Raw genomic sequence first — 23,564 nt, 5'->3', positions numbered from 1 at the left:
CCTTCTCAGCTGTGTTTGTAGTTGAGTGTGACTATCGTCGCAGCGAGAAAGGCGAAGATCATGCTGATGAAGTAGAGCGTGTCACGAAGTGTGAGCTTGCCATCGTCGATATTGCTGAATCGCAAAGTAGGGCTGAGTGCGGCCAAGCTATCAATCAAGCCAATAGGGGCTTGGTGTTCAAGTGCATCCAGGATGGAAGAAAGTCCACTGGCTGTCAGAAGCAGGCCAAGGGTCAATATGAAAATGACAGTGCGCTGGCGTACAAATGCACAAATAAAGCAACCCACGGACAGGTAACTGCCTGCCAACAACCAACTCACAAAAAATTGCGAAGCAATAACGCTATTATCGGCCCTGCCCAAGTAGTTGGCGATGATGACGAGAGGAGACATCAGAAACAGGGTTGCACCTGCTACGAACCAGGCGGCCAGGAATTTTCCGATCACCCATTCATAGGTTGTGATGGGCATGGTTTTCATTAGCCCGAGAAAGCCTGTACTGGACTCATCCGCCCATAGTTGCGTGGCCAAGGCGGGAATCAGTAGTAAATACAGCCAGGGGTGAAACTGGAAGAACACCTGCAAGTCACTGAGGTTTTGTTCCGGCCACGGGCTTATGTAGTTTCCCAATGCCACGGACAGTATGAGAAAGACGGCAATGTGCAGGTAAGTACTGGGTATGCAGGCATAGCTGGCGAGCTGACGCTTGAAAATAATAGGTAATAATTTCAACGGGGCGCCTCCTGGCTCAGGTGGTGGACCACATCATTCAGGCGACCTGGTTCCAGGTTTAACGAGTTGATTTTCCAGCGGCGGCTGGCAATCAGCGTATTGATATGGGGATAGATGGTGTGCCCCGGCATGGCGAGAACGGTCACCGTGCCGGGGGCATGTCGATGTTCTTCGATGCCGGCCACGCCGGGCAGGACGGCCAGGGCCAATAGGTCTAATGGTGTGTCCGCGGCCAGGGTGACGGCCTGGAAATGACGTGAGTCGCGTTGTAGATCGGGCAGCGGGTTATCGGCGACCAGGCGACTGCCCGCTATGACTAACGCTCGAGTACACACGTCAGATAATTCATCGCAGTGGCGAGAAGCGATGATGACTGTCATTTCTTGCGTTAAAGATTGGATGAGCGACCGGAACGCATATTTTTGATCAGGTGCAAGTCCTTCGGTAGGGTCATCCAGCAGCAAAAGGACAGGGCTATGCACGATGGCCTGCGCAAGGGCAACTTTACGTTTCCAGCCGATGGAGAGGGCATCGAGAGGCGCATCGAGCACGGGAAACAAATCCAGGCGTGCGATGACCTGTTCCAGCCGCGAGCGCTTTTCGGCGCCGTAGAAGCCGCGAACGGCAGCGATGAAGCCAAGGAACGCTTTGACGGACATCGTTGGATGGCCGAGGTCCGTGGACAGTTGATAACCAACGAGTTGCCTTGCCTTGAGTGCATGGGTTTGTATGTCGAAACCCTGGACCTTTATATAACCGCTGGAGGGCTGTGTTGAACCGGCTATTAAATCTAACAGAGTTGTTTTGGTCGAATGATCTTGCCCGAATAATCCCACGCATTCCTGTTGATTGGCGATGAACGAAAAGTCGCTGAGTACAGCTGTGTTACCCGTGTGTTTTGTCAGATTGCTTATTTCGATCATTTTTTTACCGAAAAAGTTTGGTATGACGTAGGGGGCGTGAAAAAAGGGTACGGGTAACGATCGCTTTTGGGAACGTCGATAATGCTTAATAAGAGAAGTCCTACGTGCGGGTTGGGCAGGCCGCTGGAGCAATGTGTTAGGTTTCGGAATGTCCAATTTTCGAATGTTTATTAGTTGTTTATATAAACTTTCTGCACTGCATAATGAGGCCTGAATACCATGATGCTGCTACGTACCCTTGTTCTTGAGCGTAATGGTCAAGATGCTCCGGTTAATGGTGCATTGCTCTGTGGATTTGCCGTAGGTCAGACGGCCTCCAACTTTCTTATCTATAGCCTGGACGAGGAAGTAGAGCCGGAAAGTTCCAGGGTCTATATCGCCGCGTTACGTAAGAAAGTTGATCGGTATTTCCTGGGTGGGGTTGAGTCCAGGGAGGATCTGCAGTTGGCATTACATGTGTTCAAGCAGATTCTGACGTTGGCCGCTTCGGGAATGAAGGCCGGCGGGGTGACGGAAACCCAGGTGCCCTATCATTTTGTCGATTTGAAAGGCTGCAAGCTGCCGCCTGCCAGGCCCGAGGACCATCATTCGGTGATCATCAAGAAGGCGCTGGTGATGAAGGTGATCACCCTGGGCATGTCTGCGCCGACGCTGCCGGCGATCGAAAGCGCTTCAGTGATCGTACCGTCCATTCGTTTTTCGTCGCAAATGAGCTCATCTCCCAAGGCGATGAGTCCTTCCGAGCCTGCCCCTGCGCCTGTGCATGAGCATTCCGTTGAGGAGATTCGACAACCCCCTGTCGAGGCCCCGTTGATGATGGCGCAGGCCGCAACGCCCATCCAGCCGGAGCTCGATGTGCCGACACCTCTGAAACGTCCGCCTCCAGCCGACCACAGTACGTTGTTCGAAGTGGACAGCACGTTGACCAACCTGGCCCGGGTTGCTCAAGAGCTGACCCAGCAAAAGCTGGCAGCCATCGAACGGGAATCGGTACTGGAGCAATGGCAGGCGCGCTTGCAGCAAGAGCAGAAACAATTGGATGAGAAATCTCGAGAACTGGACCGGCGTACCACTCAACTGCATGATCATTCGCTTGCGATCAGCCAGAGAACCGAGGCCCTGAAGGTGATGACGTCGCAGGTATCGGGTTTGCGGCAGAGCCTGCGGGGTGTGCTGCTTGAGCTGGATCAGGCGTTGGATGGCTAGACTGGCCTGGCTACTTTCCCGGGTTCATTTATCATCAACGCCAGCCAGCCGACGCCTGGGCTTTAAACTCAGGCGGATCGGCACCTATGGACATTGCCACGGGATGCAAGCGTTTGAGTACCAAGCTGATTACCAAAGAAGGCCATGAAGCGCTGAAGAAGGAGCTGGATTACCTGTGGCGTGAAAAGCGCCCGGACACCACGCGCAAAGTGACCTGGGCAGCATCGCTGGGAGATCGCAGCGAAAACGCCGATTACCAATACAACAAGAAACTACTGCGTGAAATCGACCGTCGTGTGCGCTACCTGCGCAAGCGCCTGGAGGACATGCGCGTTGTGGAATATATGCCCGAGCAAGAGGGCAAGGTATTCTTCGGCGCGTGGGTGGACATCGAAAACGAGCAAGGTGAGACCAAGCGTTTTCGCATCGTTGGCTATGACGAGATTTATGATCGGATGGACTACATCTCCATCGACTCACCCATGGCGCGGGCGTTGTTGCGCAAGGAAGTGGACGATGAGGCCGTCGTGCAGACCCCGGGTGGAGACGTGTGCTGGTGGATCACCGGCATCGAATATGTAAAGTGAGCGAAGTCGGCCCGCGTCCAGTGATGAACGCGGGCCGATCAGGTTTCAACCTTCGCGTAGCACGGTCAACGGGCTGGCGTTGAGTGCGCGGCGAGTGCCGAACACACCGGCACCGCCGATCAATACGGCGCCAATCACCGGCAGCAGCAACAGCCAAGGGTGAGGCTGCCAGGCCAGGTCGAACGCATAGCGATACAGCACAAAGGTCACCAACTCGGTCCCCAGCGCTGCGAGCAGTCCACTCACGGCACCCAGCAGCCCGAACTCGATACGCCTGGCCTTGACCAGCAGCTTGCGTTCGGCGCCCAGTGCACGTAGCAGCGCCCCCTGGCGGATGCGCTCATCCAGGGTGGCTTGCAGGCCGGAGAACAGCACCGCCATCCCCGCCGCCAAGACAAATAGCAGTACGTACTCCACCGCCAGGGTCACTTGGGCAAGGATGCTGCGCAACTGTTCCAAGAGTGCCTCGACTTGCAGGATAGTCACCGCCGGGAAAGCGCGGGACAGGTCGACGATCTGCTGGTCATGTCCTGGCGCCAGGTAAAAGCTGGTCAGGTAGGTGGCGGGCAGATCCTTCAAGGTACCCGGTTGGAAAATCATGAAGAAGTTGGGCTGGAAGTTATCCCAGTTGATAGTCCGCAGGCTGGTCACCCGCGCTTCACGGTTTTCCCCGCCCACGGTGAACACCAGGTGATCATCGAGCTTGAGCTTGAGGCTTTCCGCCACCTTGGCTTCGACCGATACGCCGGGGATTTCATCGGTAGGTTGCTGTGACCACCATGAACCGGCAGTCAGGGCATTCCCCGGTGGCAGGTCGGCGGCCCAGGTCAGGCTCAGGTCGCGTTGCACCGCGCGATCGCCGCTGGAGTCCTTGCTGACGATTTCCTGTACGGGCTCGCCATTGATACTGATCAGGCGACCTGGCACCACCGGATACAGCGGCGCGGACTGCGCTTGCAGTTCCAGCAGGCGGGCGCCAAACGCGTCCTTGTCAGCCGGCAGGATATTCAAGGCGAAATAGTTGGGGGCGTCCTTGGGCAGCTGGTTTTGCCAGGTGTCGAGTAACTCGCCACGCAGCAGGGCGATCAAACCCATGGAGAGCAGTATCAAACCGAACGCCAGGGATTGACCGGCCGCCGCCAGCGGGTGACGCAACAATTGCCCCAGGCCCAGTCGCCAGGGTAGCGAGGCGCGCGCCAGCAGACGGCGCAGGCTTTGCAACAGCAGCAGGAGCAAGCCGCCGAGTACCAGTGCAGCCACCACGCCACCGCCGAGCAGGGCGAAGGTCAGCACCAGGTCAAGGCTCAGGCGCCACATGATCAGGCCCAAGGCAAACAGTGCCGCGCCATAGACCATCCAGGTGCTGGAGGGGATCGGCAGCAGGTCGCGACGCAAGACTCGCAGCGGTGGCACGCGACCCAGTGCAGCCAGGGGCGGCAGGGCGAAACCCGCGAGCGCGACCAGCCCGGTGCCGATCCCGGCGATTGCCGGTAGCAGCCCACCGGGTGGCACGTCCGATGGCAGCAAGTCATGGAGGAAATAGAACAGGCCAAACTGCGCCAGCCAACCGAGCAGGGCGCCGGTGAGGCTCGCCACCAGCCCCAGCACGCTTAGTTGCAGGCTGAACAGCAACATGGCTTCGCGTCGCGACAGTCCCAGGCAACGCAGCAAGGCACTGGCGTCGAAGCGTCGGGTGGCGAAGCGATTGGCCGACAGTGCCACGGCCACACCGGCCAACAGCACGGCCACCAGGCTGGCCATGTTCAGGTAGCGCTCGGCCTTGCCCAGGGCGCCGCCGATCTGCTGGTTGCCATCCCGTGAATCCTGCAGGCGCTGGTTGGCGGCGAGCCCCGGCTTGACCAGGTCACGATAGGTTTGCAGCACGGTGCTGCCCTGCGGCCCGCGCCAGAGTTCGCGGTAACTCACGCGGCTGCCGGGCTGCACCACACCGGTGGCGTCCAGGTCTGCCAGGTTGATCATCACCCTGGGCGTGAGGCTGTAGAAGTTGCCGGCGCGGTCTGGCTCGTAGGTCAGCACGCGGGCCAGGCGCAGTGTTTTCATGCCCACATCGATGCTGTCGCCGACCTTGAGGTCCAGCGCCGTCAGCAGCCGCGCTTCCACCCAGGCTTCACCGGGTTTCGGTCCGCCGCCCGGGGTTTCATCACCAAAGGGTGCAGCCGCGCTTTTTAGTTCACCGCGCAGTGGGTACTGCTCGTTGACGGCCTTGATGCTGGAGAGCTGGATGCCATTATCGGTGGCAATGACGCTGGAAAACTCCACCACGCGGGCGTGATCCAGGCCCAGCTCGGTGCCGGACTGGATTTGCTCGGGACGGGCAGGCGAGCTGCCTTCGAGCACCAGGTCGGCGCCGAGGAATTCGGTGGCGCGCAACAGCATCGCGCCGTTGAGGCGCGCACCGAAGTAACCGATGGCGGTACTGGCGGCGACGGCCACCAGCAGGGCGAAGAACAACACGCGCAATTCACCGGCGCGGGCATCGCGCAGCAATTGGCGCATGGCAAGGCTGAACAGGCGCAACAGCGGCAAACGTGCCATCAAGGCTCCAGGGGCGCGACCATCAGGCCGGCTTCAAGGCGGATCAGGCGTCGGCAACGGTGGGCCAGGCGCTCGTCGTGGGTGACCAGCACCAGGGTCGTGCCGCTTTCTTGGTTGAGTTCGAACAGCAGGTCGCTGATGCGCTCGCCGGTGTGGCTGTCGAGGTTGCCGGTGGGCTCGTCGGCAAACAGTACGTCCGGCTCCGCGGCAAAGGCGCGGGCGATCGCCACCCGTTGTTGCTCGCCACCGGAGAGTTGCCGGGGCGAGTGTGTCAGGCGTTTGCCCAGGCCCACGCGTTCCAGCAGGTGCCGGGCACGCTCGCGGGCGTCTTTGCGGCCATCCAGTTCCAGCGGCAGCATGACGTTTTCCAGCGCGTTGAGGCTGTCGAGCAATTGGAACGACTGAAATACGAAGCCCACGTGCTCGGCACGGATGCGCGCGCGCTGGTCTTCGTCGAGGGTACTCAGGGCTTGCCCGGCAAGGGTGACTTCGCCGCTGCTGGGCAGGTCGAGGCCGGCCAGCAGGCCGAGGAGGGTGGATTTACCGGAACCGGAGCTGCCGACGATAGCCAGGCTATCGCCCTTGTTCAGTTCCAGGCTCAGTTCGTGCAGGATAGTCAGTTCACCTTCCGCGCTGGGAACCACTTTGCTAAGGTTCCGCGCGGTGAGAATGCTTGCGCCCATGGAGAATCCGATGCGAATGTGGTTTTTGAGTGCTGGCCTGGCCTTGATGTGCATGGCCCAGAACGCAGCGGCGGGTACAGTCCTGATCGTTGGCGATAGTATCAGTGCCGGTTTCGGCCTGGATACCAGCAAAGGGTGGGTTGCCCTGTTGCAGCAACGGCTCAAGCAGGAAGGTTTCGACGATAAAGTGGTGAATGCCTCCATCAGTGGCGATACCAGTGCCGGAGGCCTGGCGCGGCTGCCGGCGGCGCTTGCAGAGCATAAGCCGGACGTGGTGGTGATCGAGTTGGGTGGTAATGATGGCTTGCGTGGCCAGCCGCCCGCTCAATTGCAACAAAATCTTGCGTCGATGATTGACCAGTCCAAGGCCGGCGGAGCCAAGGTGTTGCTGTTGGGAATGCAACTGCCGCCCAATTATGGCCCGCGCTACACCACTGCGTTTGCCGAGGTCTATGGTGTGTTGGCCGAGCAGAAAAACGTCCCGCTGGTGCCGTTTTTCCTTGATGGCGTGGGCGGGCATCCGGAGCTGATGCAGGCTGATCAACTGCACCCGGCGGTCGGCGCCCAGGGCAAGTTGCTGGAAAATGTCTGGCCGACGCTAAAACCGCTGCTATGACGCTTTTCTACCGGCAGGCTTTCGGCTAAGGTGGCGCCCCCCCGATTTGGAGCCCCTGATGTCGCGTCCTGCCTGGTCCCTGTTTAACTACCAACTGATCGAGCCGGACGAGCAGTTGGATCTGTTCGCCTGCCAGGAAGTGCGGGTGCATCTGGTGGCGCGTCAACTGGAACTGGGCGGCTCCATCGATCGCACGCTGTGCGGCACGTTATTGCCTGCGCAACCGCGTTGGTCGCGGGTCGATCGTTCGATCTTCCAGGACCAGCGCCTGTGCCCTTTGTGCCGCGCCATCCTAGAATCCCAGAAGCGCGGTACGCCGCCGATCTGGCCGGAGCTGCGTTTCGAGTTGTAGGGGGCAGCTAGAAGCGCGCTTCACGTATACAATCGATGTTTACCTCCCCGTCGTTCTGCGAAGGATTTACCGGATGTTGTCGCGCCTTTCCGTCGTCACCTGCTGCCTGTCTCTCGCTGCCCTCTGTGCGGCCGGTTCTGCGTCAGCCCTGCAGTTGCCCTTGCCACCACCGGGTGAAGACATCGTCGGCCAGGTCCAGGTGATCAAGGCCAAGTACGAAGACACGTTTGCCGACCTGGGCACCACCTATGACCTGGGCTATTCGGAGATGGTCGCGGCCAACCCGGGCGTGGATGCCTGGTTGCCGGGGGCCGGTACCGAGATCGTCTTGCCGACGCGCTTCATCCTGCCGCCGGGCCCGCGCGAAGGTATTGTGATCAACCTGGCGGAATACCGACTCTATTACTTCCCCAAGGGCCAGAACGTGGTCTACACGTTCCCGTTGGGGATCGGCCGTGAAGGCTGGGGGTCGCCAATCGCCCACACCAGCATCATTGCCAAGACCCCCAACCCGACCTGGACGCCGCCCGCGTCGATCAAGGCCGAGCACGCTGCCAACGGCGACCCGCTGCCCAACGTGGTGCCGGCCGGTCCGGACAACCCTCTGGGGCCGTTCAAGTTCACCCTGGGCACGCCGGGTTACCTGATCCATGGTTCCAACATGAAATTTGGTATCGGCACGCGTACAAGCCACGGCTGCTTCCGCATGTTCAACAACAACGTGCTGGAGATGGCGGGCATGGTGCCGGTGGGGACGTCGGTGCGCATCATCAACGATGCCTACAAGTTCGGTCGCAGTGATGGCAAGGTCTACCTTGAAGCGCATACGCCATTGAATGATGACGGGACGCCGTCAGTGGTCGACAAGCACACCGCCGTCATCAACGCCTTGCTCAAGCGTGAAGACTTGGCCAACCAATTGCGCGTGAACTGGGACCAGGTGCGTGACGTAGTGGCGGCGGAAGACGGCTTGCCGACGGAAATCGGCGTGCCTGGCGCAGCCTCGGTGGCCGCCAGTGCGCCGATCGATCTGCAGCAGTAACGCTGCGTGATCAACAGCCCGCTACGGCGGGCTTTTTATTGCCCGTGATTCAGACACAAATCCCAGGCAATAAAAAAGCCGACCCATAAATGGATCGGCTTGATAACAACCCCGAAGGATTATTACTTGCGGCTAGCTTTTTCAAGCATACGCAGTGCGCGCTCGTTAGCTTCGTCAGCAGTCTGCTGTGCTTTTTGAGCAGCAGCCAGAGCTTCATCAGCTTTGCGGTAGGCTTCGTCTGCACGGGCCTGGGAGCGAGCTGCTGCGTCTTCAGTTGCAGTCAGGCGAGCTTCGGTTTCTTTGGAGACGCTGCTGCAACCGGTAGCCAGAACTGCGGCCAGAGCCAGAGCAGAGAATTTCAGAACGTTGTTCATCGTGTTCCCCTTCAAGGACTTTCTATTAGATGGCTAGTTCGCCCAGGGTGAGCTAATAGCCGGCGTACATACTACCCATTACTTGTAGTAAGTAAACTGACGTAGCGCAAGAAGCAAAAAAAATTCTCGCACCGAATCTATTTTGGCTAATCTTTTGGAGGTTTGTATAAAAACCGTCCAATTTTTTTCAAACAGGCGAAAATTGGATCCAGGCTGAAAGGGCCGGCCCGCATGTGTTAAGCCTTGTAAACAGATGAAAATTTATATATCCAAGCTGACACTTACGTTCAGCCTGGCTTTGCTTTGCCCGGCATCTTTTGCGCATGTAGAGGTGACTTTAAGAGCGCCTGTTCGTCTTAAGGTTCAACTGCCGGCAATGTTCAGGCTTTCGATCCCAGGTTGATCGGAGCCCTTTCTATATCCACCAGCGGCAGGGGATGACGAGCGCGCCTTGAGCAATTTCAGGATTGGTGCCTACTATTCCCTACGTGCTGGTTGTAAACGCTCAGGGTTTTCTCGTTGTCGAAACCGGCACGGGGTGGCGTAGATGTTCCTTCGCCGGACAAACATCGGTAAGGTAGGGGTCAGAAACCAAGACCCGCGAGGAGTAGTGATGAGCGAGGCGTTGTCCATCCACCATGACCAGGCTGGTCATCAGTTCGAGACCAATGTGGACGGTCATCGTGCCTATCTGACCTATATGGACCTCGGCAAACAGACCCTGGATATCTATCGGACCTTCGTGCCCAACGCACTGCGGGGCCGTGGGATTGCGGCGGCACTGACCGAGGAAGCCCTGAAGTTCGCCGAAGAGGCAGGCTATACGGTGATCCCGTCCTGCTCCTACGTAGAACGTTACATGGAGCGCCACCAGCGCCATGCCGCAAAGCTGTAAACCGTAAACAGCACCATGAAAAACGCCGGGCTTAGCCCGGCGTTTTTGTGTGCGCAGTTTTAAAGTCAGGTGCGTTTGCGTTTAGGCAGAACGTCCTTGAGCTTGGCATGCATGCTGCGCAGGGTGTTTTCGGTAGCCGCCCAGTCGATGCAGGCATCGGTGATCGACACGCCGTACTGCAAGTCGGCCAGGTCTTTTGGAATCGCCTGGCAACCCCAATTCAGGTGGCTCTCGACCATCAGGCCGATGATCGACTGGTTGCCTTCCAGGATCTGGTTGGCCACGTTTTCCATCACCAGCGGCTGCAGGGCCGGGTCCTTGTTGGAGTTGGCGTGGCTGCAGTCGACCATGATGTTCGGCTTGATCTTCGCCTTGTTCAGTGCCTGCTCGCACAGCGCAACGCTGACCGAATCATAGTTGGGCTTGCCGTTGCCGCCACGCAGCACCACGTGACCGTAGGCGTTGCCCTTGGTGGTGACGATGGACACGCCACCTTCCTGGTTGATCCCCAGGAAACGGTGCGGGCTGGAGACCGATTGCAACGCGTTGATCGCCACGGTCAGGCCGCCGTCGGTGCCGTTCTTGAAGCCCACGGCCGAGGACAGGCCGGACGCCATTTCACGGTGAGTCTGGGATTCGGTGGTGCGAGCGCCGATGGCCGACCAGCTGATCAGGTCCTGCAGGTACTGCGGTGAGATCGGGTCGAGGGCTTCGGTGGCGGTGGGTAGACCCATCTCGGCCAGGTCCAGCAGCAACTGACGACCGATGTGCAGACCGTCCTGGATCTTGAATGAGTCGTCCAGGTACGGGTCGTTGATCAAGCCTTTCCAGCCCACAGTGGTACGCGGTTTTTCAAAATAGACGCGCATCACCAGGTACAGGGTGTCTGACACTTCCGCCGCCAGCACTTTGAGGCGCTCGGCATACTCGTGGGCAGCCTTGAGGTCGTGGATCGAGCAAGGCCCGATGACGACGAACAGGCGGTGGTCGGTGCCATCGAGAATGTCACGGATGACTTCGCGACCCTTGGTGACGGTCTGCAGGGCAGCGTCGCTCAGAGGGATCTCGCGCTTGAGCTGATCGGGCGTGATCAGGGTCTCGTTGGATTCGACGTTTAGGTCATTGATCGGTAAATCAGCCATCGTGTTACTCGTCAGGGTCACGGGTGCCGGCCGCCAGCCATCCCCGTGCGGCGGAGCACAGCATGATTTGAATGCAGGGGGGAGGAACCTTAGCGCGTAACACGGGCCCGCGACAATGGGCAAAGCCCGCTTTAATCCAGTGCTGGCGCCACAAAGGCCTCATGGGAGAACTCGCTTGCATGGCGCGATACCCACTCACGGGCCAGGGCTTCGAGTTGCTGGGGGGTCGGTTCGGCGTCTTCGTGCTGGCGGCAGTAGCGCTCTATCCGGCATGCTTGCTCACCCATTCGTGCACCGAACAGTGCATGTTCATCGGTAAACGCGACACCGATGCGGTAGCCGTTTTCCACCTTGCGGCACCACGCCACATAGCCTGGATAACGCGCGCTGGCGCCCAGGGAGGGAATAAGCAGATCAACCGCCGTGCCTTCGCGCCAGGCACGTGGCCAATGGCAGGCGATGCCGCCCAGGCCGATCGTGTGCAGGCGTTGGCGGGGGATGGCAGGAGCGGGACGTTGGATTAACTCGACAGCGACATCATCAGGGTGAGGTAAAAAACGACCCATGTACACGGACTCCGAGCACCGTCCAATTGACGGCGGTGGCAGCAGTATAGTGAAGGAACTGGAATTGACCGACCTGGATATTGACCAGCAATTGCTGGGATTGCCAGGTATTTCGCTGGTTGTGTTTACCAGTAGTGGGTGTTCCAGTTGCCGTTGGGCGCGCCAGCAGTTACCCGGCTGGTCGCTGCCGGTGGACCGCGTGTGCTGGGTGGATGCCGGGCACAACGGTGGCGCGGTCGAACGCTACCAGATCTTTCATTTGCCGGCGCTGTTCGTGGTGTGCGAGGGTCAATTCCTCGGGCAATTGCAGACGCGTCTTACACGTGCTGACCTGAACGACTCTATCCACCAAGCGCTTACCCGCACTCCAGAGGATCTGCCATGACCGCACAATCACCCCGCATTGGCATCATTGGTACCGGCGCCATCGGTGGCTTTTACGGTTTGATGCTGGCGCGCGCCGGTTTCGACGTGCACTTCCTGCTGCGCAGTGAATACGCGGCGGTCAGCGAGCAGGGCCTGCACCTCAACAGTACGGTGCATGGCCCTTTGCACCTGCACCCGGTGCAGGCTTATGCCCGCGCCGCCGATATGCCGCCGTGCGACTGGCTGCTGGTGGGTACCAAGTCGACCGGCAACGTCGACCTGGCCCCGACCATTGCCCAAGTCGCCGCGCCGGACGCCAAGGTGGTGTTACTGCAAAACGGCCTAGATGTCGAAGACAGCCTGCGTGAACACTTGCCTTCGTCGCTGCATCTGCTCGGCGGCCTGTGTTACATCGGCGTGCACCGTTCTGCCCCCGGCGTGATCGAGCATCAGGCGCTGGGTCGGGTCAACCTGGGTTATCACAGTGGCACGGCGGCCAAAGACGAGGGCGCGCAAAAGGCGATTGTCGAAGCGGGCGCCGCTCTGTTTCACGCGGCCGGCATCGAGTCCCAGGCCATGGCCAATGTGCATCAGGCCCGTTGGCACAAACTGGTGTGGAACGTGCCCTACAACGGCCTCTCCGTGTTACTCGGTACGGGCACCACGGCGATGATGGCCGACGAGTCCAGCCGCGAACTGATCCAGGCGCTGATGGCTGAAGTGGTACAGGGGGCTCACGCTTGCGGCCATGAAATTCCCAAGAGTTACGCCGAGCAGATGTTCACCATGACCGAAACCATGGACGACTACCTGCCAAGCATGTACCACGACCATGTGCACAAGCGCCCGCTGGAACTGGCGGCGATCTACGCCCGGCCACTCGCTGCCGCCAAGGCTGCCGGTTGCGAGTTGCCGCGGATGCAGGCGCTTTACCAGGCCTTGAGTTTTATTGATCGGCATAACCGCTGAGTCGAGGAGCGTACCGTGGCAAAAGGATTGGGCGACAAACTGGTGTTGGCGATTTCCTCGCGGGCACTGTTCGACCTGAGCGAAAGCCATAAGGTCTACCTGGCCGAAGGGGTCGAGACCTATCGCCAGTATCAGATCGAACACGAGGAGGAAATCCTCGAGCCCGGTGACGCATTCCCGCTGGTGAAGAAGCTGCTGAGCTTGAACGCCAGCCTGGGCCGAGCCCGAGTCGAAGTGGTGCTGGTATCGCGCAACAGTGCCGACACCGGCCTGCGCGTGTTCAATTCGATCCAGCATTACGGCCTGGATATTTCCCGCGCCGCGTTCGTAGGCGGGCGTAGTCCTTATCCTTATTTGGCCGCGTTTGGTTGCCATCTGTTTCTCTCGACCCATGCTGAAGACGTGCGCAGTGCCCTCGATGCTGGGTTTGCGGCGGCGACGATTTTGTCTGGCGGCCCAAATCGCGCCTCCAGTGAAGAGCTGCGGATTGCCTTCGATGGCGACGCGGTGCTGTTCTCCGATGAGTCCGAGCGTGTTTACCAGGCCGGCGGCCTGGAAGCGTTCCAGGCCAATGAACGAGAGTCTGCCCGCCAGCCTTTGCACGGCGGTCCCTTCAAAGGTTTCCTGGCGGCGCTCAACTTGTTGCAGCGCGAGTTTCCAGACGAAGCCTGTCCGATCCGCACCGCCCTGGTCACCGCCCGTTCGGCGCCGTCCCATGAGCGGGTGATTCGCACCTTGCGCGAGTGGGATATCCGCCTGGATGAGTCGCTGTTCCTGGGTGGCCTGGAAAAATCCGCATTCCTGGAAGCCTTCGCGGCTGATGTGTTTTTTGATGACCAGGCCGGGCATTGCGAAAAAGCCATGGAGTTCGTCGCCACCGGGCATGTGCCCCATGGCATCAGTAATGAGGTGAAGATCTAAGTCAATCCAAGTCAGCGAGGCACTGCTAAGCTGATTTCATCTCCGCCATCCTGGCAGTTCCAGGGGGTTCTATGATCCGTTCGATGCTGTACGCCACAGACCTCGGTCTGTACGCGCCTTATGTGATGCAACATGCGCTGGCGCTGGCCCGAACGTTCAAGGCGGACCTGTATGTGATTCACGTGGTCGAGCCTATCGGGCTGTTCGCCGAATCGGTGTTACAGAGCTACCTTGATGAAAAGGCCCTGAGTGAATGGCAGAGCCAGGGGTTGACCACGGTGATGGCGACCATCGAACAACGGGTGCTGGACAGTTTCCGCGAGGAGTTGGGGGAAGGTGAGCAAGACCTGAAGTTGATTCGCTCGGTACGGGTGATCCAGGGGGACCCGTGCGAGGTGATTCTCGACCAACTGCGCAAACTGTCCGTGGATCTGCTGATCGTAGGCAGTCATAGCCATGCAACCGCGGCTGCCACTCCGTTGGGGCGCACCGCTGCACGGGTACTGCAGCTGTCTACGGTGCCGGTTTACCTGGTGCCTTCGTTGCAACGTCGACGCAGTGATGACGTGTGATGGATAAAAACGATAAAAAGTTCTAGATTTATCCGTCGAACCTTTAATATAGTTATATACCGTCGCTGATACCCGTGGCGTCTATCTGCTTTGAGGGACACATATGAAGCTTCAACAACTGCGCTACATCTGGGAAGTGGCGCACCACGACCTCAACGTTTCCGCTACCGCTCAAAGCCTCTACACCTCGCAACCCGGTATCAGCAAGCAGATCCGCCTGCTCGAAGACGAGCTGGGCGTTGAAGTGTTCGCGCGCAGCGGCAAGCACCTGACCCGCGTGACCCCGGCCGGTGAGCGCATCATCACCACCGCCGGTGAGATCCTGCGCAAAGTCGAAAGCATCAAGCAGATCGCCCAGGAATTTTCCAACGAGAAGAAGGGCACCCTGTCCATCGCCACCACGCACACCCAGGCGCGCTATGCATTGCCGCCGGTGATCCGCGATTTCATCAAGCAGTACCCCGACGTGGCGCTGCACATGCACCAAGGGTCGCCGATGCAGATTGCCGAAATGGCCGCTGATGGCACTGTCGATTTCGCCATCGCCACCGAGGCCCTGGAGCTGTTCGGCGACCTGGTGATGATGCCGTGTTATCGCTGGAACCGTTGCGTTGTCGTGCCCCAAGGCCACCCGTTGGCCAAGCTGCCGAAGCTGACCCTGGAAGCCCTGGCTGAATACCCGATCGTGACGTATGTGTTCGGTTTCACTGGCCGCTCCAAGCTCGACGAAGCCTTCAGCCATCGGGGCCTGACACCAAAAGTGGTGTTCACCGCAGCCGACGCCGACGTGATCAAGACTTACGTACGCCTCGGCCTGGGCGTGGGTATTGTCGCCAAGATGGCGGTCGACACGGCGCTCGACAAAGACTTGGTGGTGCTCGATGCCAGCGAGCTGTTCGAGTCCAGCGTGACCAAGATCGGTTTCCGCCGTGGCACCTTCCTGCGGGGCTTCATGTGCGACTTCATCGAAAAGTTTGCACCGCACCTGACCCGTGAAGTCATGGCCAAGGCGATCCAGTGCCACAACAAGCAGGAACTGGAAGAGTTGTTCGACGGCGTAGAATTGCCGGTTCACTGAGTCGGCTATTTGGCCTCGGTAACCGTAAAATGTTGCCGAGCGCCCGCCACCAGAATCTCCACCTCATCGCCTTCGAACTTGCCCACCAGGCTTTTGCCCAGCGGCGAGCGCGGGGTGATGACGGTCACCGGTTGCCCGACCACATCCACTTTCAAGCCCGCCGCATCCGGCGCCAAAAACAGCCATTGCTGGCGACCGTTCTCGTCTTCCAGGCCCAGCAGCGCGCCAATCTCTATACCGCGCTGATCATCGTAAGCCCGCAGCGGCATGTTCTGGCACAGCAGCAACGCCTGCTTGATCTCCTCCACGCGTTTGGCTTGCCCCGCCGCCAGGTAGGAAGCCTCCAACCCCAGGGTGTCGTATTTGTTTTCCGCGATGTTTTCTTCGTGGGTCGCGGTTTCGTAAGCGGTCTGCGCTGCGCGTTGGGCAATATCGAGATCGAGGGTGAGCTTTTCTAATACAAGCTGGTGTACGGCATGTTTATTCATTGGTCATCAATCGCAGAATTGCAGGACATTGGCCCGGGTCTTTTCGTTGGGGGCGTTCTGGTCCTGTTGCAGCCAGAACTGGCATTTGGGGTTGGACAGGTTGCGCGCATTGTTGCGGGCCTGGTCCAGGGTCTGTTGCTGTTCCTGCTTTTGCAGGTTCTGCTGGTACTGCTCGAACATGCGGTTCGGCGGTTCAGGCGTCACCACCGCAGGCTTGCCCAATTGCTGCACGGCCTGGGCCACTGGCGCCAGGCTCTGCGGGAACAGGTAACGCGAGGCCAGCCATGCTGTCAGCGCGAGGGCGATAAACCCCAACCACACGCCAAACGCGATAGCAGCACTGAGCTTGAACGGCGACAACGGACGATCAGACATGGCGGCCTCCTGGCAGGCATAAACGGCGTGGCGGCGATTGTCGCACAGCCACTGTGCAGAATAATCGCGATCAAGCCTTCTGCATCCGCGCATTTATGCGGACAATCGAGCCTTTGAATGTTGGAGCCCGGAATGAAAGCCCGCTGGGATATTTTTTGCAGCGTCGTCGACAACTACGGCGACATCGGCGTGACCTGGCGCCTGGCCCGGCAATTGGTGGCGGAGCACGCCTGCGATGTGTGCTTGTGGGTCGATGACCTGCGCGCCTTCGAACGCATGTGCCCGCAAATCGATGTGCAGCAAGCGCTGCAATGGCAGGAAGGCGTCGAAGTGCGTCATTGGCCAACCGAGTGGGTGAAGGTGCCGGCAGCGGACGTAGTGATTGCCGCGTTCGCCTGTCAGTTACCGCCCGACTATATGGAGGCCATGGCTGAGCGCGAACGCGCGCCGTTATGGATGAACCTGGATTACCTGAGTGCCGAAGAGTGGGTGGTGGGCTGTCATCGGTTGCCGTCGGTCAAATTCAAGGGCGTGCAGAAGTACTTCTTCTTTCCTGGGTTCCGCGCCGGCACCGGCGGGTTGTTGCGTGAGGCGGGGTTGCTGGAGCGGCGTAGGGCGTTTCAGCAGGATGCCGGTGCACAGCGGGACTTCCTGCAAGCCTTGGGCATAGTTCCCGCAGTCGATGCACGGCTGATCTCACTGTTCGCCTACGAAAACGCCGGGCTGGCCAGCTGGCTGGACGTGTTATCGACGGACGGCCGTGCCACTCATCTGTTGGTTCCCGAAGGGCGCATCCTGGGCGATGTGCAGCGCTGGCTCGGTGTGGACCCGCTGGTCGCAGGCGATATCCAGCAGCGCGGATCGCTGACGGTGCAAGTCATCGCCTTCGTGCGCCAGGAACAATACGACCACTTGCTGTGGTGCTGCGACTTCAATGCCGTGCGTGGTGAAGACTCGTTCGTGCGTGCCCAATGGGCCGGGCGTCCGCTGTTGTGGCACATCTACCGACAGGACGAAGACATCCATCTCGACAAGCTCGATGCCTTCCTGGCGCTGTACACCGCCAACTTATCACCGGCGGCCAGGGCGGCCGTTATCGGGCTCTGGCAAGCCTGGAACACCGAGGCCGACATGGCCCAACCGTGGAAAATGCTGCTGGAACACTGGCCGGAAGTGAATCTGCACGCCGAAACATGGTGTCTGGAACAGGGCTTGCAGGCCGATCTTGCGACGGCGCTGGTGCAGTTTTATGAAAGTTGGATATGATACGCCACCTTGAATTTTGTAAATCCCATCCAAATTTCGGATATATGCAATGAAAACTGGTAAAGAACTGAAACCCGGTACAGTGATCCGTCTCGAAAACGACCCTTGGCTGGTTCAGAAAGCTGAGTTCACCAAGTCTGGTCGTAACAGCGCAATCATGAAGACCAAGCTGAAGAACCTGCTGACCGGTTACAAGACCGAGATCGTCTACAGCGCCGATGACAAACTGGACGACGTGATCCTCGACCGCAAAGAAGCGACCCTGTCCTTCATCAGCGGCGACACCTACACGTTCATGGACACCACCGACTACACCATGTACGAGCTGAACGCTGAAGATATCGAAGCCGTTCTGCCGTTCATCGAAGAAGGCATGGAAGACGTCTGCGAAGCTATTTTCTTCGAAGAGCGCCTGGTTTCTGTAGAGCTGCCGACTACCATCGTGCGTAAAGTGGCCTACACCGAAGGTTCCGCTCGCGGTGACACTTCGGGCAAGGTGATGAAGCCTGCCAAGCTGAGCAACGGTACCGAACTGCAAGTGGCCGATTTCATCGAAATCGACGACCTGATCGAGATCGACACCCGCGAAGGCGGTTCGTACAAAGGTCGCGCCAAGAAGTAATTCTGGCCTTGCCGATACGAAAAAAGCCCGACTTTGAGTCGGGCTTTTTTATGGGCGTTACTTTTTACTTGAGGTGTTGCTTCAGCTCATCCGAGGCCTGGAGCAATGCCGAGCGGACGGCCGGGACCTGGCTGACCACGTTGAGCAAACCGTAGTCGTGGATCATGCCGTTGTAGCGCACGGCGGTCACCGGTACACCGGCAGCGTCCAGCTTGCGGGCATAGGCTTCGCCCTCATCACGCAGCACATCGGCGCCGGCGGTTTGGATCAGTGCGGGCGGTAAGCCTTTCAACTGATCGGTGCTGGCCCGCAGTGGCGAGGCGTAGATCTCGGCGCGCTGCTTGGCGTCAGTGGTGTAGTTGTCCCAGAACCACTTCATCATGTTGCGGGTGAGGAAGTGCCCTTCGGCATATTGGTTGTAGGAACCGGTGTCGAAGTTGGCGTCGGTCACCGGCCATAACAGCACTTGGAACTTGATGGCCGGGGTGCCCTTGTCTTTGGCCATCAGGCTGACGACCGCCGCCATATTGCCGCCGACACTGTTGCCCGCGACCGCCAGGCGCTTGCCATCGACGTTGATCTCTTGGCCATGCTCGGCCACCCATTTTGTAGCGCCGTAGGCCTGGTTGATCGCCACCGGGTAGTGCGCTTCCGGCGAAGGCGTGTAGTTGACGAATACCGCCACCGCCCCCGAACCCGCCACCAAGTCCCGCACCAGGCGTTCATGGGTCGGGTAATCCCCCAGCACCCAGCCGCCGCCGTGGAAGAACATGAACACCGGCAATGTGCCCTTGACCCCGGCCGGACGCACGATGGTCAGGTCCAGCGGCTTGCCATCGACCTGGATGGTCTTCTGGCTCACCTCTGCGGCCGGCAAGGTCAGCTTCACACCCGCCTGGGCGCCGGTCAGTACGGCACGGGCGTCCTTGGGCGTCAGTTGTTCCATCGGTTTGCCGGTGCCGGCGTTCAACACATCCAGAAAAGCCTGGGTGTTGTGTTCGACTTCACCGGTCGCAGCAAAGGCGTTAGTGATGGACAAGGCGAGCAGGGTGCCGGTGAGTGCTTTACCAATTGTGTTCATTGCGTTCTCCAGGGGCGGCCGAGGTCATTTAGACAGTCACGTGCAGGCGTACATCGACGTTGCCACGGGTGGCGTTGGAGTACGGGCAGACTTGGTGAGCGGCGTCGACCAGGCTTTGCGCGTCGTCCTGAGCCAGGCCGGGCAGGCTGATGTGCAAGTCGATATCCAGGCCGAAACCGCCGGGGATCTGGCCGATGCCGACGTGGGCGGTAATCGAGGCGTCGTCCGGGATTTTGCGTTTGGTCTGGCTGGCGACGAATTTCAGGGCGCCGATGAAGCAGGCCGAGTAACCGGCAGCAAACAGTTGCTCAGGGTTGGTGGCCTGGCCACCGGCGCCGCCCAATTCTTTGGGGGTGGAGAGTTTGACGTCGAGGATGTTGTCGTTGGAAACAGCACGACCATCACGGCCGCCAGTGGCGGTAGCTACTGCGGTATAGAGCGTTTGCATGGTGTTTTCCTCTCGGTTGTTAGCGCTAAATGTTTGTACGCTAAGTAGTTGGTGAGGCGAATGTATAGCGCTAATGTTTTGCGCGCAAGATAAATTTATAAAAATATTCTGAGGCGGGGACGAACGGTCATTTTTCTGCGGGCGCCGCGGACGCGACGCCCTAGATGGGAGAGGTTAAAGGCTGCCTTGCAGGTGGGTGCGCAAGGCAATCAGGTCACCTTGCAACTTGCGCAATTGCTCCAGTTCCAGGCCGCTGGCGCCGAGGATGCACTGGGGTATGCCCATGGCTTTGTCCTGCAGGGCGCGGCCGGCGTCGGTCAACTCCACTACCACCACGCGTTCATCTTCGCGGCTGCGGGTACGGCTGAGCAGGCCTTCAACTTCCAGGCGCTTGAGCAGCGGTGTCAGCGAACCCGGATCGGTCAGCAGGCGACTGCTGATTTCGCCGACGGTCAAACCATCCTCTTCCCACAGCACCATCATGGCCAGGTATTGCGGGTAGGTCAGGCCCAGCGCCTGCAGCAGTGGCTTGTAGACCTTGGTCATCAGCAGCGAGGTGGAGTGCAGGGCGAAGCACAACTGGTTGTCCAGCATCAGGGATTCGCACGGGTCGGGGTTTTTGCTCATGGCGGTGCCTCCGGAAAACGTATCTGGGCTGGAATCTAGCGGGCAAATCTTTAATGCGCCAGATAATTCTGTCCGAGCGGTCAGACCAAGCCACTTTGCAAGGCCAGGTCCCAGGGCGGCACCGGGCTGAAACGGGTCTTGAGGTATTCCAGCAACAAGCGGCTGCGGGCGTTGGGTTGCTGTTCCAGGCGCAGTGCATAGATCCCGGTGGTTTCCGGGCTGGGCAGGCCATTTTCGCAAAACAGCGGCAGCAGTTCGCCACGCACCAAGTATTCACTGGCCAGCCAGGTGGGCAGGTGAGCAATGCCCAGTCCAGCCAGGGCGCCGGACAGCAAGGCTTCGGCGTTGTTGGCACTCATGCGGATGCGGCGCGGGCGGTAGGTGGCGCGGCGTCCATCCAGCTCGAAGCGCCAGGCGAATGTGGGCGCCAGGCCATCCCAGTCCAACCCGTCGTGTTCGCTCAGCTCCCGAGGGTGGCTGGGCGTGCCTCGGCTTTTCAGGTAGGCCGGGCTGGCGCAGGCGACCCGCACGATGCTGGCCAGGGGCGTGGCGATCAAGCGCGTGTCGACGAGATGCCCGGCACGCAGCACCAGGTCAACCTTGCCCAGATGTGCGCCTTGCATGTCCACAAAGCTGTCGATCAGATGCAGGTGCACATCCAGCCCTGGGTAGACGTTCAGGAAGTCGGCAATCACCGGCGCCAGGTGCCGTCGACCGAAGGCCGCCGGGGCATCCACCCGAATCAGGCCCTCCGGGGCATGGCTCAAAGACACCGCTTCGGCCCGTGCCAACTGCAATTCGCTGACGATGCGCCGCGCCCGCTCGGCAAAGGCCAACCCCGCCGGGGTCGGCAGTACCGCGTGGGTGCTGCGCTGGAACAGGCGGCTGCCCACCGAACTTTCCAGGCTGTCGATCCGCCGCGCCACCGCGGAGGGCGTCAGCGGATGCCGGCGTGCGGCAGCGGAAAAACTGCCGGTTTCCAGCACGTCGAGAAACAGGCTCAGTTGATCGGTCAGGGTATTCGGGTTCATCGAATAGTCGCTTATGCGAGATTGGCACAGCCATTGTGCGTTGCTGTGCGTTTCCGCGCCAGAGCCGACTGCGTAGCATGCAAGGCCTGGGATTGTGGAGTAACAAGCGGTGTTGGATTTAGTGATGTACCTGGTATTGGGCGCGGCCCTCGGCACAGTGGGCGGCCTGTTTGGCATTGGCGGCGGGCTGATCGCGATCCCGGTGCTGGGCGTGTTGTTCGGCCTCGATCAACAGTTGGCCCAAGGCACGGCGCTGGTCATGGTGGTGCCCAACGTGATGCTGGCGCTGTGGCGTTATCACCAGCGCAACCGTATCGAACTGCGTCATGCGCTGCCATTGGGCGTGATGGGGTTCACTTTTGCCTGGCTCGGGTCGATCTGGGCCGTCGGCCTGGATGCGGGCGCAATGCGCATCGGCTTTATTGCCTTCCTGCTGACGCTTTCGGCCTACAACTTGGTACGCATGTTCACCCGCAACGCACCGCCGACGGCGCAGATGCGTTACTCCTGGCCATGGCTCGGGGTGCTCGGCGCAGCCTCTGGCTCCATGGGCGGCTTGTTCGGCGTCGGCGGCGCAGTGGTCGCGACGCCCGTGTTGACCAGTGTATTCGGCACCACCCAAGTGGTTGCCCAAGGCCTGTCCCTGGCCCTGGCATTGCCGAGTACCGGCGTGACGCTGGTCACCTACGCCTGGCACCAAGAGGTGGACTGGATGATCGGCGTGCCCTTGGCCGTCGGTGGTCTGCTCAGTATCAGTTGGGGCGTGAAAGTCGCCCATGCGCTGCCAGAGCGCGTACTGCGCGGCCTGTTCTGCGGCTTCCTGGTGGTATGCGCGGTGATGCTGACGTTTAAAGTCTGAAGCCTTCGATGATGTATTCCGCCAGGCAATCGGTGATGGGCGAGTTCATCCGCGTGTTACGCAACAAATGCAGATTCATGGATGGCAGCGGCGGGAAACCCTCGTCGCGGCCGAGTATGCGCAGGTCTTCGGTTACCAGACTCTCCATGCTGACCATCACGGCGAGGCCCGCATTGACCACGGCCTGGATCGCCGACACGTTGGAGCTATGGTAGGCCAGGCGATAATCGCGTCCGGCCGCGTCCAGTGCCGAGCAGGCCCACTGGGTATACAGGCAGGCCGTACCGGACATCGCCAGCGGCAGAGCGTCGTGTTCTTCGGTGCAGAAGCACGGTGCTGCCGCCCAGACCATGCGCTCGGTGCGCAACAGTTCACCGATCTCATTGCCGGGCTCGCGACTGACAACGGTCAGTGCCAAATCCCGCCGCTGCATCAGTACCGTGGACGCCTCGCAGTGCATCTCGATCTGGATCAGCGGGTAGGCCTTGGAAAACTGCTTGAGAATCCCCGGTAGGAACCGCATCACGTAGTCATCCGGCGTGCCGATGCGCACCAGGCCCACCATATGCGGCTCGCGCAGGGTGTTGAACACCTCACTGTGCAGCTTCAGGATACGCCGCGCATAACCCAGCAACACTTGGCCCTCAGGCGTCAGCCGCACCTGGCGGCCATCGCGCTCGAACAGCTTGCGCTGCAACACGTCTTCTTCGAGGCGCTTCATCTGCATGCTCACCGCCGATTGCGTGCGATTGACCAACTCACCCGCGCGGGTAAAACCGCCCTGGTCGGCGATGGCGACGAAGGTGCGCAGCACTTCGGTGTCGATGCTCGGGAAGCTGGACAATTGATCAATCTCTGAGATGTATTGCATAAGAAACATTCGTTGGATTGATCTTAAGCCCAGGCACACACTTGCGCCATCCCCACTGGAGGGCGAGAAGATGAAAGGTCAAAGAGGTTTTGTATTGATGGCGAAACGTCCGTTTGCCGGGCTGTTTCACAAGATTGCCCGTTGGCAGGCGCTGCATGAGGAGCGCCAGATGCTGGCGACCTTGAGTGATGATGCGCTCAAGGATATCGGCGTCACTCGCGGCGATGTCGAGCACGAGCGCCACCTGCATTTCTGGCAGGACCCGCTGCGAAAATGATCGCGGATGCAGTAGGGTAGTCGGCGCGCCCACACGGAGA

Annotated in this window: 29 protein-coding genes; 15 read left to right on the top strand and 14 right to left on the bottom strand. The window is 59.7% G+C overall.

Annotated features, from left to right (window positions below; all coding sequences use genetic code 11):
* Positions 1-5 precede the first annotated feature (5 nt).
* Positions 6-731, bottom strand: a complete 726-nt coding sequence (locus ACP7BX_RS01050; RefSeq protein WP_426130497.1) for an ABC transporter permease — start codon at positions 729-731, stop codon at positions 6-8.
* A complete protein-coding gene (locus ACP7BX_RS01045) occupies positions 728-1,654 on the bottom strand; it encodes an ABC transporter ATP-binding protein (RefSeq protein WP_314531404.1) in 927 nt (308 codons plus the stop codon). Before ACP7BX_RS01045 ends, ACP7BX_RS01050 begins: the two co-directional genes overlap by 4 nt.
* A gap of 219 nt (positions 1,655-1,873) precedes the next feature.
* Here ACP7BX_RS01045 and ACP7BX_RS01040 point away from each other — a divergent pair, with 219 nt between their 5' ends.
* Both ACP7BX_RS01040 and greB read left to right on the top strand, forming a co-directional pair.
* Complete coding sequence (locus ACP7BX_RS01040; protein ID WP_426130495.1) at positions 1,874-2,860, top strand: hypothetical protein; 987 nt, start codon at positions 1,874-1,876, stop codon at positions 2,858-2,860.
* Positions 2,861-2,973: 113 nt separating this feature from the next.
* Positions 2,974-3,447 carry a transcription elongation factor GreB gene (gene greB, locus ACP7BX_RS01035; protein ID WP_038848564.1) on the top strand — a complete coding sequence of 158 codons (474 nt, stop codon included), beginning with the start codon at positions 2,974-2,976 and terminating at the stop codon, positions 3,445-3,447.
* 45 nt (positions 3,448-3,492) lie between these two features.
* Here greB and ACP7BX_RS01030 read toward each other — a convergent pair whose 3' ends face one another.
* Both ACP7BX_RS01030 and ACP7BX_RS01025 read right to left on the bottom strand, forming a co-directional pair.
* A complete protein-coding gene (locus tag ACP7BX_RS01030; RefSeq protein ID WP_426130494.1) occupies positions 3,493-6,003 on the bottom strand; it encodes an ABC transporter permease in 2,511 nt (836 codons plus the stop codon).
* Complete coding sequence (locus ACP7BX_RS01025) at positions 6,003-6,686, bottom strand: ABC transporter ATP-binding protein (protein ID WP_038848570.1); 684 nt, start codon at positions 6,684-6,686, stop codon at positions 6,003-6,005. Before ACP7BX_RS01025 ends, ACP7BX_RS01030 begins: the two co-directional genes overlap by 1 nt.
* 10 nt (positions 6,687-6,696) lie before the next feature.
* Here ACP7BX_RS01025 and ACP7BX_RS01020 point away from each other — a divergent pair, with 10 nt between their 5' ends.
* The 3 genes from ACP7BX_RS01020 to ACP7BX_RS01010 all read left to right on the top strand — a co-directional run bounded on the left by ACP7BX_RS01020 (position 6,697) and on the right by ACP7BX_RS01010 (position 8,696).
* On the top strand, positions 6,697-7,302 hold the full coding sequence (locus tag ACP7BX_RS01020) for an arylesterase (RefSeq protein ID WP_426130491.1): 606 nt from the start codon (positions 6,697-6,699) through the stop codon (positions 7,300-7,302).
* Positions 7,303-7,360: 58 nt separating this feature from the next.
* On the top strand, positions 7,361-7,654 hold the full coding sequence (locus ACP7BX_RS01015) for a hypothetical protein (protein ID WP_010211879.1): 294 nt from the start codon (positions 7,361-7,363) through the stop codon (positions 7,652-7,654).
* A gap of 73 nt (positions 7,655-7,727) precedes the next feature.
* Complete coding sequence (locus ACP7BX_RS01010) at positions 7,728-8,696, top strand: L,D-transpeptidase family protein (RefSeq protein WP_426130489.1); 969 nt, start codon at positions 7,728-7,730, stop codon at positions 8,694-8,696.
* A 122-nt stretch (positions 8,697-8,818) separates the two neighbouring features.
* Here ACP7BX_RS01010 and oprI read toward each other — a convergent pair whose 3' ends face one another.
* Positions 8,819-9,070: an outer membrane lipoprotei OprI gene (oprI, locus tag ACP7BX_RS01005; RefSeq protein ID WP_003172710.1), complete on the bottom strand. Its 252-nt coding sequence runs from the start codon at positions 9,068-9,070 to the stop codon at positions 8,819-8,821.
* A gap of 613 nt (positions 9,071-9,683) precedes the next feature.
* On the opposite strand from oprI, the gene ACP7BX_RS01000 reads away from it, so the two are divergent.
* Positions 9,684-9,965: a GNAT family N-acetyltransferase gene (locus tag ACP7BX_RS01000; RefSeq protein ID WP_003189869.1), complete on the top strand. Its 282-nt coding sequence runs from the start codon at positions 9,684-9,686 to the stop codon at positions 9,963-9,965.
* Between the two features lie 65 nt (positions 9,966-10,030).
* Here the strand turns inward: ACP7BX_RS01000 and ACP7BX_RS00995 are convergent, their stop codons facing one another.
* Positions 10,031-11,107 (bottom strand): 3-deoxy-7-phosphoheptulonate synthase, encoded by a 1,077-nt coding sequence (locus ACP7BX_RS00995; protein WP_016975370.1) that lies wholly within the window; start codon positions 11,105-11,107, stop codon positions 10,031-10,033.
* A 131-nt stretch (positions 11,108-11,238) separates the two neighbouring features.
* Entirely contained in the window at positions 11,239-11,673 is a 435-nt protein-coding gene (locus tag ACP7BX_RS00990; RefSeq protein WP_426130487.1) for a PilZ domain-containing protein, read from the bottom strand.
* On the opposite strand from ACP7BX_RS00990, the gene ACP7BX_RS00985 reads away from it, so the two are divergent.
* The 5 genes from ACP7BX_RS00985 (at position 11,672) to cysB (ending at position 15,579) form a co-directional block, all read left to right on the top strand.
* Positions 11,672-12,058, top strand: coding sequence for a thioredoxin (locus tag ACP7BX_RS00985; RefSeq protein ID WP_038848579.1), 387 nt, complete (start codon positions 11,672-11,674; stop codon positions 12,056-12,058). The genes ACP7BX_RS00990 and ACP7BX_RS00985 overlap by 2 nt on opposite strands.
* Positions 12,055-13,008, top strand: a complete 954-nt coding sequence (locus tag ACP7BX_RS00980) for a putative 2-dehydropantoate 2-reductase (RefSeq protein ID WP_426130484.1) — start codon at positions 12,055-12,057, stop codon at positions 13,006-13,008. The genes ACP7BX_RS00985 and ACP7BX_RS00980 overlap by 4 nt, the downstream gene beginning before the upstream one ends.
* Positions 13,009-13,023: 15 nt before the next feature.
* The gene (locus tag ACP7BX_RS00975) at positions 13,024-13,929 is read left to right on the top strand and encodes a 5'-nucleotidase (RefSeq protein ID WP_025859170.1); all 906 of its coding nucleotides are present in this window, start codon (positions 13,024-13,026) and stop codon (positions 13,927-13,929) included.
* A 71-nt stretch (positions 13,930-14,000) separates the two neighbouring features.
* Entirely contained in the window at positions 14,001-14,501 is a 501-nt protein-coding gene (locus ACP7BX_RS00970; protein ID WP_038848586.1) for a universal stress protein, read from the top strand.
* Between the two features lie 103 nt (positions 14,502-14,604).
* A complete protein-coding gene (cysB, locus tag ACP7BX_RS00965) occupies positions 14,605-15,579 on the top strand; it encodes an HTH-type transcriptional regulator CysB (RefSeq protein WP_012722988.1) in 975 nt (324 codons plus the stop codon).
* A gap of 5 nt (positions 15,580-15,584) precedes the next feature.
* Here cysB and ACP7BX_RS00960 read toward each other — a convergent pair whose 3' ends face one another.
* Together ACP7BX_RS00960 and ACP7BX_RS00955 are read right to left on the bottom strand one after the other, a co-directional pair.
* A complete protein-coding gene (locus tag ACP7BX_RS00960) occupies positions 15,585-16,067 on the bottom strand; it encodes a transcription elongation factor GreAB (protein ID WP_314531433.1) in 483 nt (160 codons plus the stop codon).
* Positions 16,068-16,073: 6 nt separating this feature from the next.
* Complete coding sequence (locus tag ACP7BX_RS00955; RefSeq protein ID WP_426130481.1) at positions 16,074-16,442, bottom strand: hypothetical protein; 369 nt, start codon at positions 16,440-16,442, stop codon at positions 16,074-16,076.
* A gap of 132 nt (positions 16,443-16,574) precedes the next feature.
* Here ACP7BX_RS00955 and earP point away from each other — a divergent pair, with 132 nt between their 5' ends.
* Together earP and ACP7BX_RS00945 are read left to right on the top strand one after the other, a co-directional pair.
* Positions 16,575-17,708, top strand: a complete 1,134-nt coding sequence (gene earP / locus ACP7BX_RS00950; RefSeq protein WP_426130479.1) for an elongation factor P maturation arginine rhamnosyltransferase EarP — start codon at positions 16,575-16,577, stop codon at positions 17,706-17,708.
* A gap of 49 nt (positions 17,709-17,757) precedes the next feature.
* Positions 17,758-18,330, top strand: a complete 573-nt coding sequence (locus tag ACP7BX_RS00945; RefSeq protein ID WP_003172723.1) for an elongation factor P — start codon at positions 17,758-17,760, stop codon at positions 18,328-18,330.
* Positions 18,331-18,394: 64 nt separating this feature from the next.
* Here the strand turns inward: ACP7BX_RS00945 and ACP7BX_RS00940 are convergent, their stop codons facing one another.
* From ACP7BX_RS00940 to ACP7BX_RS00925, 4 genes are all read right to left on the bottom strand, one after another.
* Positions 18,395-19,411 (bottom strand): alpha/beta hydrolase, encoded by a 1,017-nt coding sequence (locus ACP7BX_RS00940; RefSeq protein ID WP_269133282.1) that lies wholly within the window; start codon positions 19,409-19,411, stop codon positions 18,395-18,397.
* A 28-nt stretch (positions 19,412-19,439) separates the two neighbouring features.
* Positions 19,440-19,859 carry an organic hydroperoxide resistance protein gene (locus ACP7BX_RS00935; protein WP_010211852.1) on the bottom strand — a complete coding sequence of 140 codons (420 nt, stop codon included), beginning with the start codon at positions 19,857-19,859 and terminating at the stop codon, positions 19,440-19,442.
* A gap of 174 nt (positions 19,860-20,033) precedes the next feature.
* Positions 20,034-20,486 carry a MarR family winged helix-turn-helix transcriptional regulator gene (locus ACP7BX_RS00930; RefSeq protein ID WP_426130476.1) on the bottom strand — a complete coding sequence of 151 codons (453 nt, stop codon included), beginning with the start codon at positions 20,484-20,486 and terminating at the stop codon, positions 20,034-20,036.
* A gap of 80 nt (positions 20,487-20,566) precedes the next feature.
* Complete coding sequence (locus tag ACP7BX_RS00925) at positions 20,567-21,517, bottom strand: LysR family transcriptional regulator (RefSeq protein ID WP_038848603.1); 951 nt, start codon at positions 21,515-21,517, stop codon at positions 20,567-20,569.
* 109 nt (positions 21,518-21,626) lie between these two features.
* On the opposite strand from ACP7BX_RS00925, the gene ACP7BX_RS00920 reads away from it, so the two are divergent.
* Positions 21,627-22,376, top strand: a complete 750-nt coding sequence (locus ACP7BX_RS00920) for a sulfite exporter TauE/SafE family protein (protein WP_178953556.1) — start codon at positions 21,627-21,629, stop codon at positions 22,374-22,376.
* Here the strand turns inward: ACP7BX_RS00920 and ACP7BX_RS00915 are convergent.
* Positions 22,366-23,247 (bottom strand): LysR family transcriptional regulator, encoded by an 882-nt coding sequence (locus tag ACP7BX_RS00915; protein ID WP_177075682.1) that lies wholly within the window; start codon positions 23,245-23,247, stop codon positions 22,366-22,368. The two genes, ACP7BX_RS00920 and ACP7BX_RS00915, sit on opposite strands and share 11 nt — an antisense overlap.
* 70 nt (positions 23,248-23,317) lie before the next feature.
* On the opposite strand from ACP7BX_RS00915, the gene ACP7BX_RS00910 reads away from it, so the two are divergent.
* Positions 23,318-23,524: a DUF1127 domain-containing protein gene (locus ACP7BX_RS00910; protein ID WP_025999664.1), complete on the top strand. Its 207-nt coding sequence runs from the start codon at positions 23,318-23,320 to the stop codon at positions 23,522-23,524.
* The last annotated feature ends 40 nt before the right edge of the window (positions 23,525-23,564 follow it).

The sequence above is a fragment of the Pseudomonas sp. DWP3-1-3b3 genome (assembly GCF_049896305.1).
Taxonomy (GTDB): Bacteria; Pseudomonadota; Gammaproteobacteria; order Pseudomonadales; family Pseudomonadaceae; genus Aquipseudomonas; species Aquipseudomonas azotoformans_A.
Note: the sequence above shows the minus strand (reverse complement) of the source record. Positions and strands in the feature narration are given on the sequence as shown.

Excerpts from the sequence above, each read along its gene's own strand:
- ACP7BX_RS01045 (WP_314531404.1), bottom strand. The coding sequence starts at position 1,654 with ATGATCGAAATAAGCAATCTGACAAAACACACGGGTAACACAGCTGTA.
- ACP7BX_RS01040 (WP_426130495.1), top strand. The coding sequence starts at position 1,874 with ATGATGCTGCTACGTACCCTTGTTCTTGAGCGTAATGGTCAAGATGCT.
- ACP7BX_RS01030 (WP_426130494.1), bottom strand. The coding sequence starts at position 6,003 with ATGGCACGTTTGCCGCTGTTGCGCCTGTTCAGCCTTGCCATGCGCCAA.
- ACP7BX_RS01025 (WP_038848570.1), bottom strand. The coding sequence starts at position 6,686 with ATGGGCGCAAGCATTCTCACCGCGCGGAACCTTAGCAAAGTGGTTCCC.
- ACP7BX_RS01020 (WP_426130491.1), top strand. The coding sequence starts at position 6,697 with ATGCGAATGTGGTTTTTGAGTGCTGGCCTGGCCTTGATGTGCATGGCC.
- ACP7BX_RS01015 (WP_010211879.1), top strand. The coding sequence starts at position 7,361 with ATGTCGCGTCCTGCCTGGTCCCTGTTTAACTACCAACTGATCGAGCCG.
- ACP7BX_RS01010 (WP_426130489.1), top strand. The coding sequence starts at position 7,728 with ATGTTGTCGCGCCTTTCCGTCGTCACCTGCTGCCTGTCTCTCGCTGCC.
- oprI (WP_003172710.1), bottom strand. The coding sequence starts at position 9,070 with ATGAACAACGTTCTGAAATTCTCTGCTCTGGCTCTGGCCGCAGTTCTG.
- ACP7BX_RS01000 (WP_003189869.1), top strand. The coding sequence starts at position 9,684 with ATGAGCGAGGCGTTGTCCATCCACCATGACCAGGCTGGTCATCAGTTC.
- ACP7BX_RS00995 (WP_016975370.1), bottom strand. The coding sequence starts at position 11,107 with ATGGCTGATTTACCGATCAATGACCTAAACGTCGAATCCAACGAGACC.
- ACP7BX_RS00985 (WP_038848579.1), top strand. The coding sequence starts at position 11,672 with ATGTACACGGACTCCGAGCACCGTCCAATTGACGGCGGTGGCAGCAGT.
- ACP7BX_RS00990 (WP_426130487.1), bottom strand. The coding sequence starts at position 11,673 with ATGGGTCGTTTTTTACCTCACCCTGATGATGTCGCTGTCGAGTTAATC.
- ACP7BX_RS00980 (WP_426130484.1), top strand. The coding sequence starts at position 12,055 with ATGACCGCACAATCACCCCGCATTGGCATCATTGGTACCGGCGCCATC.
- ACP7BX_RS00970 (WP_038848586.1), top strand. The coding sequence starts at position 14,001 with ATGATCCGTTCGATGCTGTACGCCACAGACCTCGGTCTGTACGCGCCT.
- cysB (WP_012722988.1), top strand. The coding sequence starts at position 14,605 with ATGAAGCTTCAACAACTGCGCTACATCTGGGAAGTGGCGCACCACGAC.
- ACP7BX_RS00960 (WP_314531433.1), bottom strand. The coding sequence starts at position 16,067 with ATGAATAAACATGCCGTACACCAGCTTGTATTAGAAAAGCTCACCCTC.
- ACP7BX_RS00955 (WP_426130481.1), bottom strand. The coding sequence starts at position 16,442 with ATGTCTGATCGTCCGTTGTCGCCGTTCAAGCTCAGTGCTGCTATCGCG.
- earP (WP_426130479.1), top strand. The coding sequence starts at position 16,575 with ATGAAAGCCCGCTGGGATATTTTTTGCAGCGTCGTCGACAACTACGGC.
- ACP7BX_RS00945 (WP_003172723.1), top strand. The coding sequence starts at position 17,758 with ATGAAAACTGGTAAAGAACTGAAACCCGGTACAGTGATCCGTCTCGAA.
- ACP7BX_RS00940 (WP_269133282.1), bottom strand. The coding sequence starts at position 19,411 with ATGAACACAATTGGTAAAGCACTCACCGGCACCCTGCTCGCCTTGTCC.
- ACP7BX_RS00935 (WP_010211852.1), bottom strand. The coding sequence starts at position 19,859 with ATGCAAACGCTCTATACCGCAGTAGCTACCGCCACTGGCGGCCGTGAT.
- ACP7BX_RS00930 (WP_426130476.1), bottom strand. The coding sequence starts at position 20,486 with ATGAGCAAAAACCCCGACCCGTGCGAATCCCTGATGCTGGACAACCAG.
- ACP7BX_RS00925 (WP_038848603.1), bottom strand. The coding sequence starts at position 21,517 with ATGAACCCGAATACCCTGACCGATCAACTGAGCCTGTTTCTCGACGTG.
- ACP7BX_RS00915 (WP_177075682.1), bottom strand. The coding sequence starts at position 23,247 with ATGCAATACATCTCAGAGATTGATCAATTGTCCAGCTTCCCGAGCATC.
- ACP7BX_RS00910 (WP_025999664.1), top strand. The coding sequence starts at position 23,318 with ATGAAAGGTCAAAGAGGTTTTGTATTGATGGCGAAACGTCCGTTTGCC.